Origin of the sequence: Pseudoxanthomonas sp. PXM02 (assembly GCF_014851805.1) — a bacterium.
In the GTDB taxonomy this organism is placed as follows: domain Bacteria; phylum Pseudomonadota; class Gammaproteobacteria; order Xanthomonadales; family Xanthomonadaceae; genus Pseudoxanthomonas_A.
In genome coordinates, this window is sequence record NZ_JACVAK010000003.1 from 562,547 (window position 1) to 576,856 (window position 14,310).

At 65.8% G+C, this 14,310-nt stretch carries 12 protein-coding genes; 5 read left to right on the top strand and 7 right to left on the bottom strand.

What is annotated here, in order from left to right:
• Window positions 1-113: 113 nt before the first annotated feature.
• From recF to dnaA, 3 genes are all read right to left on the bottom strand, one after another.
• Window positions 114-1,196 (bottom strand): DNA replication/repair protein RecF, encoded by a 1,083-nt coding sequence (gene recF / locus IB225_RS16670; RefSeq protein ID WP_225583986.1) that lies wholly within the window; start codon window positions 1,194-1,196, stop codon window positions 114-116.
• Between the two features lie 204 nt (window positions 1,197-1,400).
• Complete coding sequence (gene dnaN, locus IB225_RS16675; RefSeq protein ID WP_192312593.1) at window positions 1,401-2,501, bottom strand: DNA polymerase III subunit beta; 1,101 nt, start codon at window positions 2,499-2,501, stop codon at window positions 1,401-1,403.
• Between the two features lie 473 nt (window positions 2,502-2,974).
• Complete coding sequence (gene dnaA / locus IB225_RS16680) at window positions 2,975-4,303, bottom strand: chromosomal replication initiator protein DnaA (RefSeq protein ID WP_192312917.1); 1,329 nt, start codon at window positions 4,301-4,303, stop codon at window positions 2,975-2,977.
• A 269-nt stretch (window positions 4,304-4,572) separates the two neighbouring features.
• Here dnaA and rpmH point away from each other — a divergent pair, with 269 nt between their 5' ends.
• From rpmH to IB225_RS16705, 5 genes are all read left to right on the top strand, one after another.
• Window positions 4,573-4,713 (top strand): 50S ribosomal protein L34, encoded by a 141-nt coding sequence (gene rpmH / locus IB225_RS16685; RefSeq protein ID WP_027083663.1) that lies wholly within the window; start codon window positions 4,573-4,575, stop codon window positions 4,711-4,713.
• Window positions 4,714-4,798: 85 nt separating this feature from the next.
• Window positions 4,799-5,239, top strand: coding sequence for a ribonuclease P protein component (gene rnpA, locus IB225_RS16690; protein WP_192312595.1), 441 nt, complete (start codon window positions 4,799-4,801; stop codon window positions 5,237-5,239).
• A gap of 13 nt (window positions 5,240-5,252) precedes the next feature.
• On the top strand, window positions 5,253-6,959 hold the full coding sequence (gene yidC, locus IB225_RS16695; RefSeq protein WP_192312597.1) for a membrane protein insertase YidC: 1,707 nt from the start codon (window positions 5,253-5,255) through the stop codon (window positions 6,957-6,959).
• Window positions 6,960-7,047: 88 nt separating this feature from the next.
• A complete protein-coding gene (gene mnmE, locus IB225_RS16700) occupies window positions 7,048-8,388 on the top strand; it encodes a tRNA uridine-5-carboxymethylaminomethyl(34) synthesis GTPase MnmE (protein ID WP_192312599.1) in 1,341 nt (446 codons plus the stop codon).
• 234 nt (window positions 8,389-8,622) lie between these two features.
• Entirely contained in the window at window positions 8,623-9,615 is a 993-nt protein-coding gene (locus IB225_RS16705) for an energy transducer TonB (protein ID WP_192312601.1), read from the top strand.
• A gap of 366 nt (window positions 9,616-9,981) precedes the next feature.
• On the opposite strand, the gene IB225_RS16710 is transcribed toward IB225_RS16705, so the two are convergent.
• The 4 genes from IB225_RS16710 to IB225_RS16725 form a co-directional block, all read right to left on the bottom strand.
• The gene (locus IB225_RS16710) at window positions 9,982-11,163 is read right to left on the bottom strand and encodes an ABC transporter permease (RefSeq protein WP_192312603.1); all 1,182 of its coding nucleotides are present in this window, start codon (window positions 11,161-11,163) and stop codon (window positions 9,982-9,984) included.
• On the bottom strand, window positions 11,160-11,906 hold the full coding sequence (locus IB225_RS16715; protein WP_192312615.1) for an ATP-binding cassette domain-containing protein: 747 nt from the start codon (window positions 11,904-11,906) through the stop codon (window positions 11,160-11,162). The genes IB225_RS16710 and IB225_RS16715 overlap by 4 nt, the downstream gene beginning before the upstream one ends.
• A 42-nt stretch (window positions 11,907-11,948) precedes the next feature.
• Window positions 11,949-13,454 (bottom strand): alpha/beta hydrolase, encoded by a 1,506-nt coding sequence (locus IB225_RS16720; protein ID WP_192312618.1) that lies wholly within the window; start codon window positions 13,452-13,454, stop codon window positions 11,949-11,951.
• 92 nt (window positions 13,455-13,546) lie between these two features.
• On the bottom strand, window positions 13,547-14,299 hold the full coding sequence (locus IB225_RS16725; protein ID WP_192312621.1) for a ferredoxin--NADP reductase: 753 nt from the start codon (window positions 14,297-14,299) through the stop codon (window positions 13,547-13,549).
• Between the last annotated feature and the right edge of the window lie 11 nt (window positions 14,300-14,310).

A 14,310-nucleotide genomic window follows, 5' to 3' on the forward strand; every position in this document is an offset into this window, starting at 1 on the left:
TGTCGGCTGCATGGCGGACGCCGCACCACCAGGTCGGTAGGCGCACTGCGCGAGCCAAGGGATCAATGCGGAATTATAGCACTGGTGCACACTTAGCCCCCGCTCAGCACGCCTCACACCCGATTGATGACGCCTTGTTCCACGTGGAACAGCGAAGGACTGACCGTGGCGGGATCCAGCCCCGCTGGGACTTCGGTGCCAGTGATGAAGACCTGTGCGCCGCTGGCAAGCAAGCGCTCCAGGATGCGCCGCTGATGATGGCGATCCAGCTCCGAGGCGAGATCGTCCAATGCTATGACGGGCCACTCGCCACGCCGGCGGGCGAAATCCTGGGCCTGGGCCAGCAGGCAGGAGAGGGCGGTCAGCTTGGCTTGGCCGCGCGACAGCGTTTCCCGTTGGGGCAGGCTGGAGTAGTCGATACGCCAATCGGCTCGATGGGGCCCGACGGTGGTGTAACCAGCGCTGCGATCCCGGTCCCGTGCCAGCAGCAGCGCATCTCCCAACGCCAACTCGTGCCTGCGCCAACCCGGTTGGAACGCCAGCGTCGCAGTGCCCAATGACGGCGCCAGCTCAGCGATAACCGTCGAGAGGTCCTGCTGCAGCGCGTCCAGATACCGCTGGCGATGATCCGTCAGCGGTTCGCCAGCTTCCGCGAGCTCATGATCCCAGGCATCCAGCTGTCCGCCGCCGACCCCGGCTTTCAACAGGGCATTACGCTGCTTCAGCGCACGGGCATACCGACGCCACAGCGGCAGAAAGCCACCTTCTCGTCCCTGTTCCACGTGGAACAAGCCCCAATCCATGAAGCGACGCCGTGGTTCGCCACCACCTGTAACCAGGGCATGGCTACCAGGTTCGAAACTGACCACCGCCAGCGCCGCACATAGATCACCCAGCTGCGCCACGTTTTCGCCATCCAAACGACCGGTCCACGCCTGGCCGCTATGCCGCAAGCCGGCGCGGCGCTGACGACCTTGGGTGGCTTCCCGCCACTCCACGAAGACTTCGACTGCCTCCGCCCCGGTCCGGACGAGGCCGTCGCGCACTCTGCCCCGGAAGCTCCGCCCATAGGCCATCAGATGCAGCGCCTCCAGCAAACTGGTCTTGCCTGCGCCGTTGTCGCCCGTGATCAGGTTGATGCCAGGTTCGGGGGTCATCGAGACCTGAGGGAATCGCCGCAAGCAGCTGGCTTCCAGGCGCGTCACTTCCACGCGGAGGGGCTCCGGCGGGAGAACACGAAAGCGAGGTCCGGTAAGACGGTTAGAGGTGCGGATGGCTGCAGCGACATGGCGGGAATTCTAGCGTGCAGCCTCATCAGACCCCCGAGGCTTCTACGGTCAGAAACGAGATCGCCCGGCATGGGCCGGGCGATGGATCGTGTTCCACGTGGAACAGACGGATCAGAGGCGCAGCGGCATCACGACATGCCGGGACTTCTCGCTGCTGGCCTCACGGACCAGGGCAGACGAATTGGCATCACGCAGTTGCAGCACGATGTGCTCGTCGCGCAACGCAGACAAAGCGTCCAGCAGGTAGTTCACGTTGAAGCCGATCGCCAGGCCATCAACCTTGGTGTCGGCCTCGATCTCTTCCTGCGCCTCTTCCTGTTCGGGGTTGTGGGCACTGATCTTCAACTGGCCAGGCGAGACTTCGACGCGGACGCCGCGGTACTTCTCGTTGGACAGGATCGCGGCACGCTGAAGGGCTGCACGCAGCACCTCTCGGTCCAGCAGGACCTCGCGATCTGCGCCGATCGGAATCACCGCGGCATAGTCCGGGAAGCGTCCATCGATCAGTTTCGATGTAAAAGTGACATCGTCCCGCTTCACGCGGATGTGGCTACGCCCGACTTCCAGCTCCAGCGCACGATCGCCGCCTTCCAGCAGTCGCTGCAGTTCGGTTACACCCTTGCGCGGCACGATGATCTGACGCTTGCCGACGGGTGCGCCTTCCAGCTGAGACTCGCACATGGCCAACCGATGGCCATCGGTCGCGACGCAGCGCAGGGTGCGCTCGCTTAGGTCGAACAGCAGGCCGTTGAGGTAATAGCGCACGTCCTGCTGCGCCATCGCGAACGACGTCCGTTCGATCAGTTCCTTCAGCGTCGCTTCCGGCACTTCGATGCGCTCGGTGGCTTCTACTTCGTCCACTGAGGGGAAATCATTGGCGGGCAGGGTGGCCAGCGTGAAACGGCTGCGTCCGGCCTGCACCGTGACCTTGTCGCCCATCTGGCTGACGGTGACTTTGCTGCCATCGGGCAGCGCACGAATGATGTCGAACAGCTTGCGCGCAGGAATCGTGGTTTCGCCGTCCTGTGCGTCATCGACCGCACTGCGGGAAATCATTTCGACTTCCAGGTCGGTACCCGTCAGCGACAACTGGCCGTTCTGTACCTGAACCAGGAAATTCGCCAGGACCGGCAAGGTCTGCCGGCGTTCTACCACGTTGACCACCTGGGCCAACGGCTTGAGGAAAGCTTCGCGCTGCAGACTGAAACGCATGAGTGTTGGAGCCCCTTAGCTTTGGATTTTTAAGACTAAAAGCTTAAAAGCTGGTGGTGATGGTAGGCCTGAAAATCCGGGAAAACCTACCTAACCCCATGAATTCGCTTTGTTTTTTCTTCCCCCAACCCGGTGGACAGGGTCGGTTGCAGCTGTGTCGGAACCTGTGGACAACTTTTGCCTCTGAAAGCGCACACATCTTATCCACAGATCGTGCGCCCGGTTGCCCACGAAGTTATGCGTTGCCGTCCCCGGACCGCTTGCCTACAGTGCGCTCCAGGTTGGGCAGCGCGATCCTGCTGGCGACGCAAGACGGCGCCGCGATCAGTGCGAACCTTCCGGTCCGGTACCCGATCACGACACACGCAGGGCCGGTGAAGGCCTGCACGTACCGCAAAGCGACCTGTATTGCCCGGACAGATGAAGCACCGATCGAAGACTCGCCGATAGCGCGGCCCGATGCAGCCGTGCGCTTACTCGCTGAGTTTCCGGATCAGCTTGTCCCAGTCCTCGCGCAGCTTGCCGTCCGTTTCCATCAAAGTGCGGATCTGGCGGCAGGCGTGCAGCACGGTCGTGTGGTCACGGCCGGCGAACGCATCGCCGATTTCGGGCAGGCTGTGTTCGGTCAGTTCCTTGGCCAAGGCCATCGCCACCTGCCGCGGGCGCGCCAACGAGCGCGTGCGCCGCTTGGAGAGCAGGTCCTTGACTTGCAGACCGTAGTAGTCTGCCACGGTCTTCTGGATATTGGGGATGCTGATGGCCTGCTGCTGCGCGCGCAGCAGGTCGCGCAGGGTTTCCTGTGCGAACTCGGTCGTGATGGCGCGCCCCGTGAAGTTAGCGCGTGCCGCCAGCGTATTGAGCGCGCCTTCCAGGTCGCGCACGTTGCTGCGCATCTTCTTGGCCAGCAGGAACGCCACGTCGTCGGGAATCTGCGCACCGCGTTCGTGGGCCTTGGCCAGTACGATCGCCGCACGCGTTTCGAAGTCCGGCGGGTCGATCGCCACGCTCAGGCCCCACGCCAGGCGCGACTTCAGTCGCGGCTCCAGGCCTTCCACTTCGCGCGGATAGCGGTCGCAGGTCAGGATGATCTGCTGGCGGCCATCGAACAGTGCATTGAAGGTGTGGAAGAACTCTTCCTGCGTCCGGTCCTTGCCGGCAAAGAACTGGATGTCGTCGATCAGCAGCGCATCGACCTGCTGGAAGCGGCGCTTGAACTGGTCCATCGACTTTTCGATCAGCGCCTTGGTCATCGCGCTGAAGAACTGCTCGCTGCGCAGGTACAGCACGCGCGCATTGGGATTCTGCCGGCGCATCTCGTTGCCGGCGGCGAACATCAGGTGGGTCTTGCCCAGACCGGTGCCGCCGTACAGCAGCAGCGGGTTGTGCGCACGGTCGCCGGGCTTCTGCGCCGCTTGCCAGGCCGCAGCCCGACCCAGCTGGTTGCTGCGGCCTTCGACGAAGTTGTCGAAGGTGTAATGCGTATCCATGTTGCCGGCGAACGGTTCGACCAGCGCCACGGCACCGGCCGAGCCTGCCGACGACGCGACAGCAGGTGTTTCCACTGGTTTGCTGCGCGAGCCGATTTCCAGCGAGACGTCGTCATGCCCGGCGAAGTAGTCCAGCAGCTCACGGATCCGGCCGAGGTAACGTTCGCGGACCTGTTCCACGATGAAGGCGTTGGGCGCGTAAAGCACCATCGCGTTGCTGCGCTGCTCGGCCTGCAAGGGCTTCAGCCAGGTGTGTACATCCTCGGCCGGCAATTCGGCTTCCAGGCGTTCGAGGCAACGGGGCCAGGCATCCATCAGGTGGAACAACTCGCGTGTGGGGTCGAACAGGCCATCCCGCGATGCCGGGGGCAGCACGGGGCGGAATCAATGGGGTCGGCCAGACTACCACCGGTGCCCGGGCCCGCCAACGATCCTGTGTATAAGATGTGGATGAAAGGACGAACGGTGGCCGATACGCGGCTCTGCCATGCGTCGCGTATCGAAAGCACGCGGGGAGTTGACCGTAACCCGGTGGTTCCTATAGAATTTCCGGTTCTTTCCACCCGAACACGCCCGAGGGCCCCATGGCCACCAAGCGCACTTACCAACCCAGCAACCTCAAGCGCAAGCGCGATCACGGCTTCCGTGCCCGCATGGCCACGGCCGACGGCCGCAAGATCCTGGCTCGTCGCCGCGCCAAGGGCCGCAAGCGCCTGACCGCCTGATGGCTTGGCCGCACCGCGGCCATGCTTCCATGCGTTCCCTGCATCAAAAGGAGCCCGCTCGTTCACGAGCGGGCTTCTTGCTGAGATGAGCACCGCTTTCCCGCGCAGCGCGCGGGTACGCGCGAGCGCCGATTATGCGCGCGTGTTCGAACAGGCCCGTCGCACCTCCGATCCGCTGATGAGCCTGCACTGGCTCCCCGGCGACGCGCCCGCGCGTCTCGGGTTGGCGGTGTCCCGCAAGGTCGACATGCGAGCCGTAGGCCGCAATCGCATCAAGCGTCAGCTACGCGAACATTTCCGTCGCCTTCGTGCCACGTTGCCCGGCGGCGACTATGTCGTTGTTGCCCGTCCGCCTGCGGCGAAAGCCGATCCAGGCCAGTTGCGCGCGACTTTCGAACGCATCCTGCTGCGTGCGGGCGCATTGCCGGCATCGGCACCGGGCGGCACAATGCCGCCGGGCTTGAATTCCCCCGCGCCGCCACCCACTCCTTCTTCTTCGACCAAACCGGTTTCCGACGCCGGTTGAGATTGCCTGCCTGATGAACCAGACCCGTGTATTCCTGATCTTCGCCTGGCTGATGGTGGCGACCCTGCTGTGGCTGGAGTGGAACAAGGACAAGGCTGCGCCTGCCGCCCCTGCCGTGGCCGCACAGACGACGACCGCGTCCGGGAGCACCGTGCCCGCCGCCGTCGCAGCCGCTACGCCTTCGTCGGGCAGCGTGCCGACCGCACCCACCGTGGCGCCGATGCCGACCACGACCCAGAAGGGCGCTGCCGCGCCGCGGGTCACCGTGAACACCGACGTGCTGCGCCTGGTGCTGGACGGCGGCAGCGTGCTGCAGGCCGACCTGCTGCACTACCCGCTGAGCAAGACGCCGGGCAGCGGCCCGGTTCGCCTCTTCAGCGAAGATCCGCAACATTTCTATGCCGCGGAAAGCGGCTGGGTCAGCAGCGGTTCGAAGGCGCCTGACCACCATGCGTTCGTGCCTGAGAAAGGCGCGGGCGAAGTTACCCTGCCGCAGGGCACCGACAGCGTCAGCGTGCCCTTCATCTGGCAGGGTCCGGACGGCGTGACCATCCGCCGCACCTACACGTTCAAGCGCGCCAGCTACGAAATCGCCGTCAGTGACCAGGTGGTCAACGCGGGTACCGGCTCCTGGCAGGGCACGGTCTATCGCCAGCTGCTGCGCACGCCGCCGGTGGTCAAGAGCGGCATGACCAACCCGGAGTCCTTCAGCTTCAACGGCGCCACCTGGTGGGACGGCAGCTATCAGCGCCGCAAGTTCAACGAAGACTACCTGGAAGACGGTCGCGTCAACCAGCAGGTGAAGGGCGGCTGGATTGCGATCCCGCAGCATCACTTCTTCAGTGCGTGGATTCCGCAGGCGGAAGACACCACCACCATCTCGCTCGACAATCCCGACAACGGCGCGCGCGCGCTGATCCGCGAGATGGGTCCGGGCGTCAACGTCGGTCCCGGCCAGCAGGCCACGACGACCGCTCGCCTCTGGGTGGGTCCGAAGCTGGTCGACAAGATCCACGCGATCAACGCGCCGGGCATCGATCGCGTGGTTGATTACAGCCAGTTCTCGATCCTCGCGCTGCTGGGCCAGGGCCTGTTCTGGGTGCTGAACTTCCTGCACGGCTTCATCGGCAACTGGGGCTGGTCGATCATCGGCCTGGTGATCCTGGTGAAGCTGGCCCTGTATCCGTTGTCGGCGGCGCAATACAAGAGCTTCGCCAAGATGCGCAAGTTCCAGCCGCGCATCCAGCAGCTGAAGGAACGCTACGGCGACGACAAGCAGAAGTTCCAGGTCGCCATGATGGAGCTGTACAAGAAAGAGAAGATCAACCCGATGGGCGGCTGCCTGCCGATCCTCGTGCAGATGCCGGTGTTCCTGGCGCTGTACTGGGTGCTGGTGGAAACCGTCGAGCTGCGCCAGGCGCCGTGGTTCGCGTGGATCCAGGACCTGACCGCGCGCGATCCGTATTTCATCCTGCCGGTGCTCAACATGCTGGTGATGTGGCTGACGCAGAAGCTCACGCCGGCGCCGGGCATGGATCCGATGCAGCAGAAGATGATGCAGTTCATGCCGCTGGTGTTCGGCGTGATGATGGCCTTCTTCCCGTCGGGCCTGGTGCTGTACTGGGTCACCAACGGTGCGCTGGGCCTGCTGCAGCAGTGGTGGATGACCAAGCGCCACGGCGAGTCGGCGACGCCGCCGAAGACCGCGGTCGCCAAGTAATCTTCACCCGCTGCAAGCCTACGAAGCCCGCCCTCCGGCGGGCTTCGTGTTTCCGCTACGCTAAAACCTCCATCGCGAACCCCGACCCATGACGTCATCCCAGGACACCATCGTCGCGATCGCCACGGCTCCCGGCGCCGGTGGCGTGGGTATCGTGCGGCTTTCGGGGCCGGCCGCGCTGGCGATCGCGAAAGCCGTCTGTACACGGACGCTGTCGCCACGTCGCGCGTACCACGTACGTTTCCGTGACGCCGATGGCGGCACCATCGACGACGGCATCGCGCTGTCGTTTCCCGGACCCGCCAGTTTCACCGGCGAGGATGTCGTCGAACTGCAGGCGCATGGCAGCCCCGTCGTCCTGCAGCAGCTCGTCGCGCGGGCTTGCGCGCTGGGCGCGCGTCTGGCCCGGCCCGGTGAGTTCTCCGAACGCGCCTTCCTCAACCACAAGCTCGATCTTGCCCAGGCCGAAGCCATCGCCGATCTGATCGCTGCCTCCGATGCCCGCGCGGCGCGTGCGGCACGACGTTCACTCGAAGGGGTGTTCTCCGAACGCGTCGATGCCATTGGCCAGTCGCTGCTGGCGCTACGTGTGCATGTCGAAGCGGCGATCGACTTCGCCGACGAATCGATCGACACCCTCGGCGGCGAGCAAGTACGCGCACGCTTGTCCGAGACGCGGCAACGCTTGCAAACGCTCATCGTCGATGCCGAGCGCGGCCGCAAGCTGCGCGACGGTGTGCATGCAGTGATCGTCGGTCCGCCGAATGCCGGCAAGAGTTCATTGCTCAATGCACTGGCCGGCAGCGACCGCGCCATCGTCACCGACGTGGCCGGCACCACACGGGACACGCTGCGGGAAACCATCCGCCTGGATGGACTGGAACTGCACCTGGTGGACACCGCCGGCCTGCGCGACGGTGGCGATGCGATCGAGCGCGAAGGCATGCGGCGGGCACGGGCCGAACTCGAACGCGCCGACGTGGCCCTGGCGGTCGTCGATGCGCGCGATCCCGATGCGGGTCGCGCGGCCATCGCCGACGGCATTGCAGGCGTGGGCACGGTCCTGTGGATCCACAACAAGGCCGATCTGCTGGCCAGCGTGCCGCCGGACGACGGCGATCGCGTCTACGTCTCCGCCGCAGAGGGCATCGGCCTCGACCGCCTGCATGTGCGTCTGCGCTCCCTCGCGGGTGAAACTGCCAGCGAGGGGGGCGACGGCGAGTTTTCGGCGCGGGCTCGCCACGTGGACGCGCTCCATCGGGCCGCCGACCATGCTGCCGCGGCCGGCGACCAACTGCAGTACGAACAGCTGGAACTGGCCGCGGAAGAGCTGCGGCTGGCCCATGACGCGCTTGGCGACATCACCGGCCGCCTCAGCGCGGACGACATGCTCGGCCACATCTTCTCCACCTTCTGCATCGGCAAATGACGCGGTCGGATGGCAGTCCGCCAAAAATGTGACGAGCGTCAAGTGTCGCCCCCGATGCGCCGACGTACTCTGGCGTCCGGGTAGGGGTACCCGGAAGGCATCGCGCCATTCCAGCCCGGACGGGGCCTGGCAGGTGGCGGGCCCGTGCTGATTCGCGACACCCGCTCCCGTGCTTGATGCGCGGGGCGACGGCCTGTCGACAACATTAGAAACGTACTTGGGGGAGTTGAAACGATGTCCTTGATCCAGACCACCGGGCGCCTGCGCTACGCCGCACCGCTGCTGCTCATCGTCGCGCTGGCGGCATGCTCCAAGCAGGACGAGGCCGCCGCGCCTGCGGCAGCACCCGCCGCCACACCGGCTGCGCCGCCACCGCCCGCTGTATCCGCCCAGGTCCAGGCGATGGACGCCGACACACTGCGCGAGTCCGCCACCAAGGCGCTGCGCGAAAACCGCATCTACGCACCGGGCGGCGACAACGCCATGGAGTACTACCTGGCCCTGCGCGACAAACTGCCGAACGATCCGGGTGTTACCAGCGCATTGACCGACCTGATGCCGTACACGCTGATCGCTGCAGAGCAGAGCATCGCGCGCGAAGAGTTCACCGAAGCGCAGCGTCTGTCCGCGATCATCGAGAAGACCGATCCGAAGGCGCCCGCATTGCCGCGCCTGCAGCAGAGCATCGCGGCTGCCCAGCAGGCCGTGGCTCAGCGTGCCGTCACCGACGAGGCCGCCAAGACCAAGGCCGACGAGGACGCCCGCCTGAAGGAACAGCAGCGCCTGGCCCAGCAGGCCGAGCAGCAGCGCGCTACCGAAGCCGCCGCGGCGCAGCAGCTGGCCCAGCAACAGGAAACGGCGCGTGCGGAAGCGGCGCGCCAGGAAACCGAGCGACAGGCGGCTGCCCAGCGCGAAGCGGCAGAACGTCAGGCCGCCGCGGCCCGCGCCGCGGTTCCCGCGGCTGCCGCGCAGTCGCAATCGCTGCGTGCGGTCAGCACGCCGGCACCGCGTTATCCGCCGGAAGCGCTGCGTTCGGGCACGAGCGGTGAGGTGCTGGTGGAGATCACTGTCGGCACCGATGGTTCGGTCACCAACGCCCGAGTGGTGCGTGCCAATCCGGCCCGCGTGTTCGATCGTGAAGCGCTCAACGCAGTGCGCCGCTGGCGGTTCGAACCGGTCGATGCACCGGTGACGACACGCCGCACGATCGGCTTCAGCCCAGGCTGATCGTCGACCATTTGGGTAATGCGAAACGCCGGCCCAGTGCCGGCGTTTCCTTTTTTGCAATCGATGCCGACCTCGGCGACGGTCAGAGCGATGGCGTCTTGTATCGCATGGACGTGGCGACCAAGAAAACTTAGGTGTCGGCAACACGGACCTCATCCTCGCCGGTCGCGCAGGCACGCAGAGCGTCAACACGAAGCTGCGCGCGGACGGCTATGGCCTACGCGACCGCTCGACCAGGCAACAAGGGCGACCTGCTCAACGCCGGCGTCACCGCGCAGACGCTGACGCTGGGATACGAATACCGCTTCTGAGCAAAAAAACGGCCACCGCGAGGTGGCCGTTTCCGTTCCGGGTCATGCGTCAGCGTCACCCCGCGATCGCCAGCTTCTCCTGGTGGTAGCGGCGCACCGCGGCAAACCAGAGCAGCGCGGCCACGCCGAATGCTGCCGCAATGTAGATACCCCACGTCTCCGGGCCGATGTACTCGTTGCGGATGACCTTCAGCAGCAACTGGTTCTGCGCCAGGAACGGCACGGCGAACTGCCATGGCTGGCTCTTCAATGGATTGGCCATCAGCGCGAACGTCGGGATCATCGGCAGCAGCATCAGCCAGGTCATGTGGCTCTGCGCCTCCTTCATGCTCTTGGCGGATGCCGCCAGGTAGGTCAGCAGCGACGTGCCGATGAACAGCATCGGCAGCAGGATCAGCAGCATCTTGGCCATCGACAGGAATGACACGTTCAACTGCCGGCCGAGCGTCCCCGCGAACTGCGCACTGAATTTGAACGCCAGCAGCGTCAGCAGCAGCGTCGCCAGGCCGATCACGCAGGCCGCCGCGATCTTGCCGCTGACCACCGCACTGCGCGGGGCCGGCGTGGCCAGCAGTGGCTCCAGTGACTGACGTTCGCGTTCGCCCGCGGTCGCATCGAGGATCAGATACGCGCCGCCGATGAACGACGTCAGGATCAGCAGGTAGGGCAGCAGCACGGACAGCAGCATGCCTTGCTTGGCTTCGGGTGTGGCCAGGTCCTGCATGCCGACGTTCACCGGCCGCGCGACCGATGCATCGACGCCGCGGGCGAGCAGGCGCAGCGCGCCGACCTGCTGGCTGTAGGCGGACAGTGCGGCGTTGACGCGTTGGGTGGGGATGTCGGCATCGCGACGCGTGCTGTCGCGGATGATCTCGACCAGCGCGGGGCGACCGTTGCGCCAGTCTTCGGCGTAGTCGGGACTGATCCTCAGCGCCACGTCGATCTCCTGCGAGCGGATCGCCGCGTCGAGGTTGGCCGGCACCTTGCCGGTGGTGATGCCGTTGGTGGCGAGGAACTTCACCAGGTTCGGTGCATGTTCGGCGCCCACCATCGGAATCTCCAGCGTCTTGTCGACCTGGGTACGGATGCGGTTCTCGCTCAGGTAACCCATGCCGAGCATCAGGGCGGGGTAAAGCAGCGGCCCGAGGAACAGGGCCAGCGCCAGCGTGCGCCGATCGCGCGACAGGTCGCGCAGTTCCTTGCGCATGACGGTAAAGACGGTACGGAACATGTTCATGCCAGCAGGCCCTCCTCCGAACCGATGACCTTGACGAAGGCATCCTCCAGGTTATCCTCGCCCGCCTGTTCGCGCAGTTCGTCGGCGGTACCGGCGGCCACCACGGTGCCCTTGGCGATGATCACGATGCGGTCACACAGTGCGGCGACCTCCTGCATGATGTGGCTGGAGAAGATCACGCACCGGCCTTCCTCGCGCAGCTGGCGCAGGAAGCCGCGCATCGCGCGTGTGGTCATCACGTCCAGGCCGTTGGTGGGCTCGTCGAGGATGACGTTGCGCGGGTCGTGCACCAGGGCTCGCGCGATCGCGGTCTTGGTGCGCTGGCCCTGACTGAAGCCTTCGGTCTGACGGTCGAGGATGTCGCCCATGTCCAGCGCGTCGGACAGTGCCTTGGTGCGTTCGGCGATCTGCTTGGACGACAGTCCGTGCAGTTCGCCGAAGTAGGCGATGTTCTCGCGCGCGGTCAGGCGCTTGTACACGCCACGGGCGTCCGGGAGCACGCCCAGCGCGCGTCGCACGGCGACGGGATCCTGGTTGGTGTCGATGCCATCGACTTTGATCTCGCCGCGGTCGGGCGTCATCAAGGTGTACAGCATGCGCATGGTGGTGGTCTTGCCGGCGCCGTTGGGGCCGAGCAGGCCGGTGATCTGACCGTCGTGGGCGGTGAAGCTGACGCCGTCCACGGCGGTGACCGTTCCGGTCTTGGTCTTGAAGGACTTGTGCAGGTCGTTGGCGATGATCATTCGGTCATGTCCATTGAAAGTGGCGGGCGCGCAAGGCGCGGCTCACGGCTCCCAACCGTTGAAGCTGGTGAAGGGCGGGACGTAGTCCAGGCTGTCGAGGCACGTGGCGTCGAGATCCTTGGCGTTCGCCGTCTCCAGGAAGCGGCCCAACAGCTTGGGCATGCAGCCCACGGCGAACGTGCCGTGGCCCTGGCCCTTCAGCGTGAGGTGCCGGCCGTTGGGCAGCGTGCGCAGCACCTGGTCGCCGTAACGCGGCGGCGTCACCGGATCCAGCTCGCCCGAGGTGATCAACGTGGGAATGTCGGACGTCCACGCCGTGTGGAAATCCGCGGGCCGCTTGCCCGTCGGCCACGCACCGCACTGCGCCTTCAGCGTGTCGCCGAGCATGCTGCCCAGCACCGTGTCGGCATCGCCGGGGTCTGCCTTCAGCAGGTCGACGTCTTCGGCGCAGATCACCGACAGCTGCATGCCGTGCATGAACTGGTCGCCGACCTGCGTTTCCAGCAGCTTGGACAGCGACATCAGCGAGCCGTAGCGGCCCTGCTGTGCTTCGTTCAGGACCAGCGGCAGCAGGGCGGCGCCCTGCGGGTAGTACGAGTACATGCGGGTGATGCCGGCGACAGCACCGGCGGTGGCCTCGCCGGTGACGAGTTCACCCGTCGATGGATCGCGATACTCGGTGCTTACGGGCGTCGCCGCCAGACGCGTCATCAGTGTGCGCAGCTGACCGCGCAGGTCGTCGCCGAAGCGCTCCTTGCAGCTCGGCGTCGCCTGGCAGCGCTGGAACTGCAGTGTCAGTGCGGCATCGAGGTTGCGTGCGTGCTCGCTGCCCAGCACCAGTTCGTTCGGCACCACGCCGTCGATCACCACGGCCCGCGTGCTGTCCGGGTGGCGCATCGCGTACTGCTGGGCAACGCGCGTGCCGTAGGAGCCGCCGACCAGGTTGATCTTCGCCGCACCCAGCGCCTTGCGCACGCTGTCCAGGTCGCGCACGGCATCGGTGGTGGTGTAGAAGCGCGGATCCGCTTTGAGCGAAGCGGCGCAATCGCGAGCGAACGCGATTGCCGCCGTTTCGCTCAGGTCTTCCGCGTCGCTGTAGGCATTGCGGCCTTCCTCGTCCTTGCAGGACAGCGGATTCGACTTGCCGGTGCCGCGCTGGTCGACCAGCAGGATGTGCCGCGACTTGCGCACGTCACGGAAAGCGGCGTCGATGGCAGGCCACACCTGCACCGCGGACTGGCCCGGGCCGCCGGCGAGGAAGAACACCGGGTCATCGGTGGCGGAGCCCTCGTTGGTCGCCGGCAGCCACGCGATGTTCAACGCCACCTTGCGACCGTCCGGCTTGGCGGGATCTTCCGCGACGTCGTACGTGGCGCATTGCGCTTCCACCGTGGTGGTCAGGTAGGGCGCGGTGAGCGTGCAGGGCTTGAAGGCGATGTCGCCGTAGTGGCGCACGGCCTGTTGGTCGGGGCCGGTGGCGCCGCCGTTGCAGCCAGCCAGCAGCCCCGCGCCCAGCGCGATTGCAAGTGATCGATGAAGAAGTGCCATGTATCAGTTCCGTTGGAGGCGGGTCCCAGCATGCCATGACGATGCTGCGGGACGGATGTGACCAACGAACGGTATGAGGCGTGGACCCAGGACTACTTGCTGGACACGTACTTCTCGCGACGGATCTGCGGGATCGGCAGGCCGTGTCCCTTCAATGCGTCGAAGCAGGTATCCACCATGTCGGGGTTGCCGCACAGATAGGCGATGTCGCGCGCGGCATCCGGGACGAACTCGGCCAGGTGCTGCTGCACATAGCCCTGGCGCACATCAGGATGCGGTTCGGCAGGCAGTTCGCGCGACAGGCAGGGCACGTAGCGGAAGCCGGGGTGCGCGTCGGCGAAACTGCGGAAGTCGTCGCCGTAGAGCAGTTCGGTCGGCGTGCGTGCGCCCTGCAGCAGCACGACTTCGACGCCACGCTCGGCCATCAATGCTTCCAGCTGCGGCAGCATCGAGCGGTAGGGCGTCACGCCGGTGCCGGTGGCGATCAGCAGGTAGCGCACGTTGCGGTCGCCCGGCATCAGGCAGAAGCGGCCGAACGGACCACTGGCTTCCACGTGGCCGCCTTCGGGCAGGCCCTCGAACAGTGCGGTCGCCGCGCCGCCCGGGACGTAACTGACCGCGATTTCCACCGCTTCGCCCGGCCCCATCGCATGGTCGTGGATGGTCGCCAGCGAATAGCTGCGCTTGGTCGCCGTGCCGTCGGCGTAGGTGAAATGGACCTGGATGAACTGGCCGGGGATGAAGTCCAGCGGCTGGCCGTCGTCGCGGACGAAGCTGTAGTGGCCCACGCTGGGAGCCAGCATGCGGCGTCCAACGAGCTTCAGGGGGAAATGCGCGATCGCCAAGGCGGCTGGAA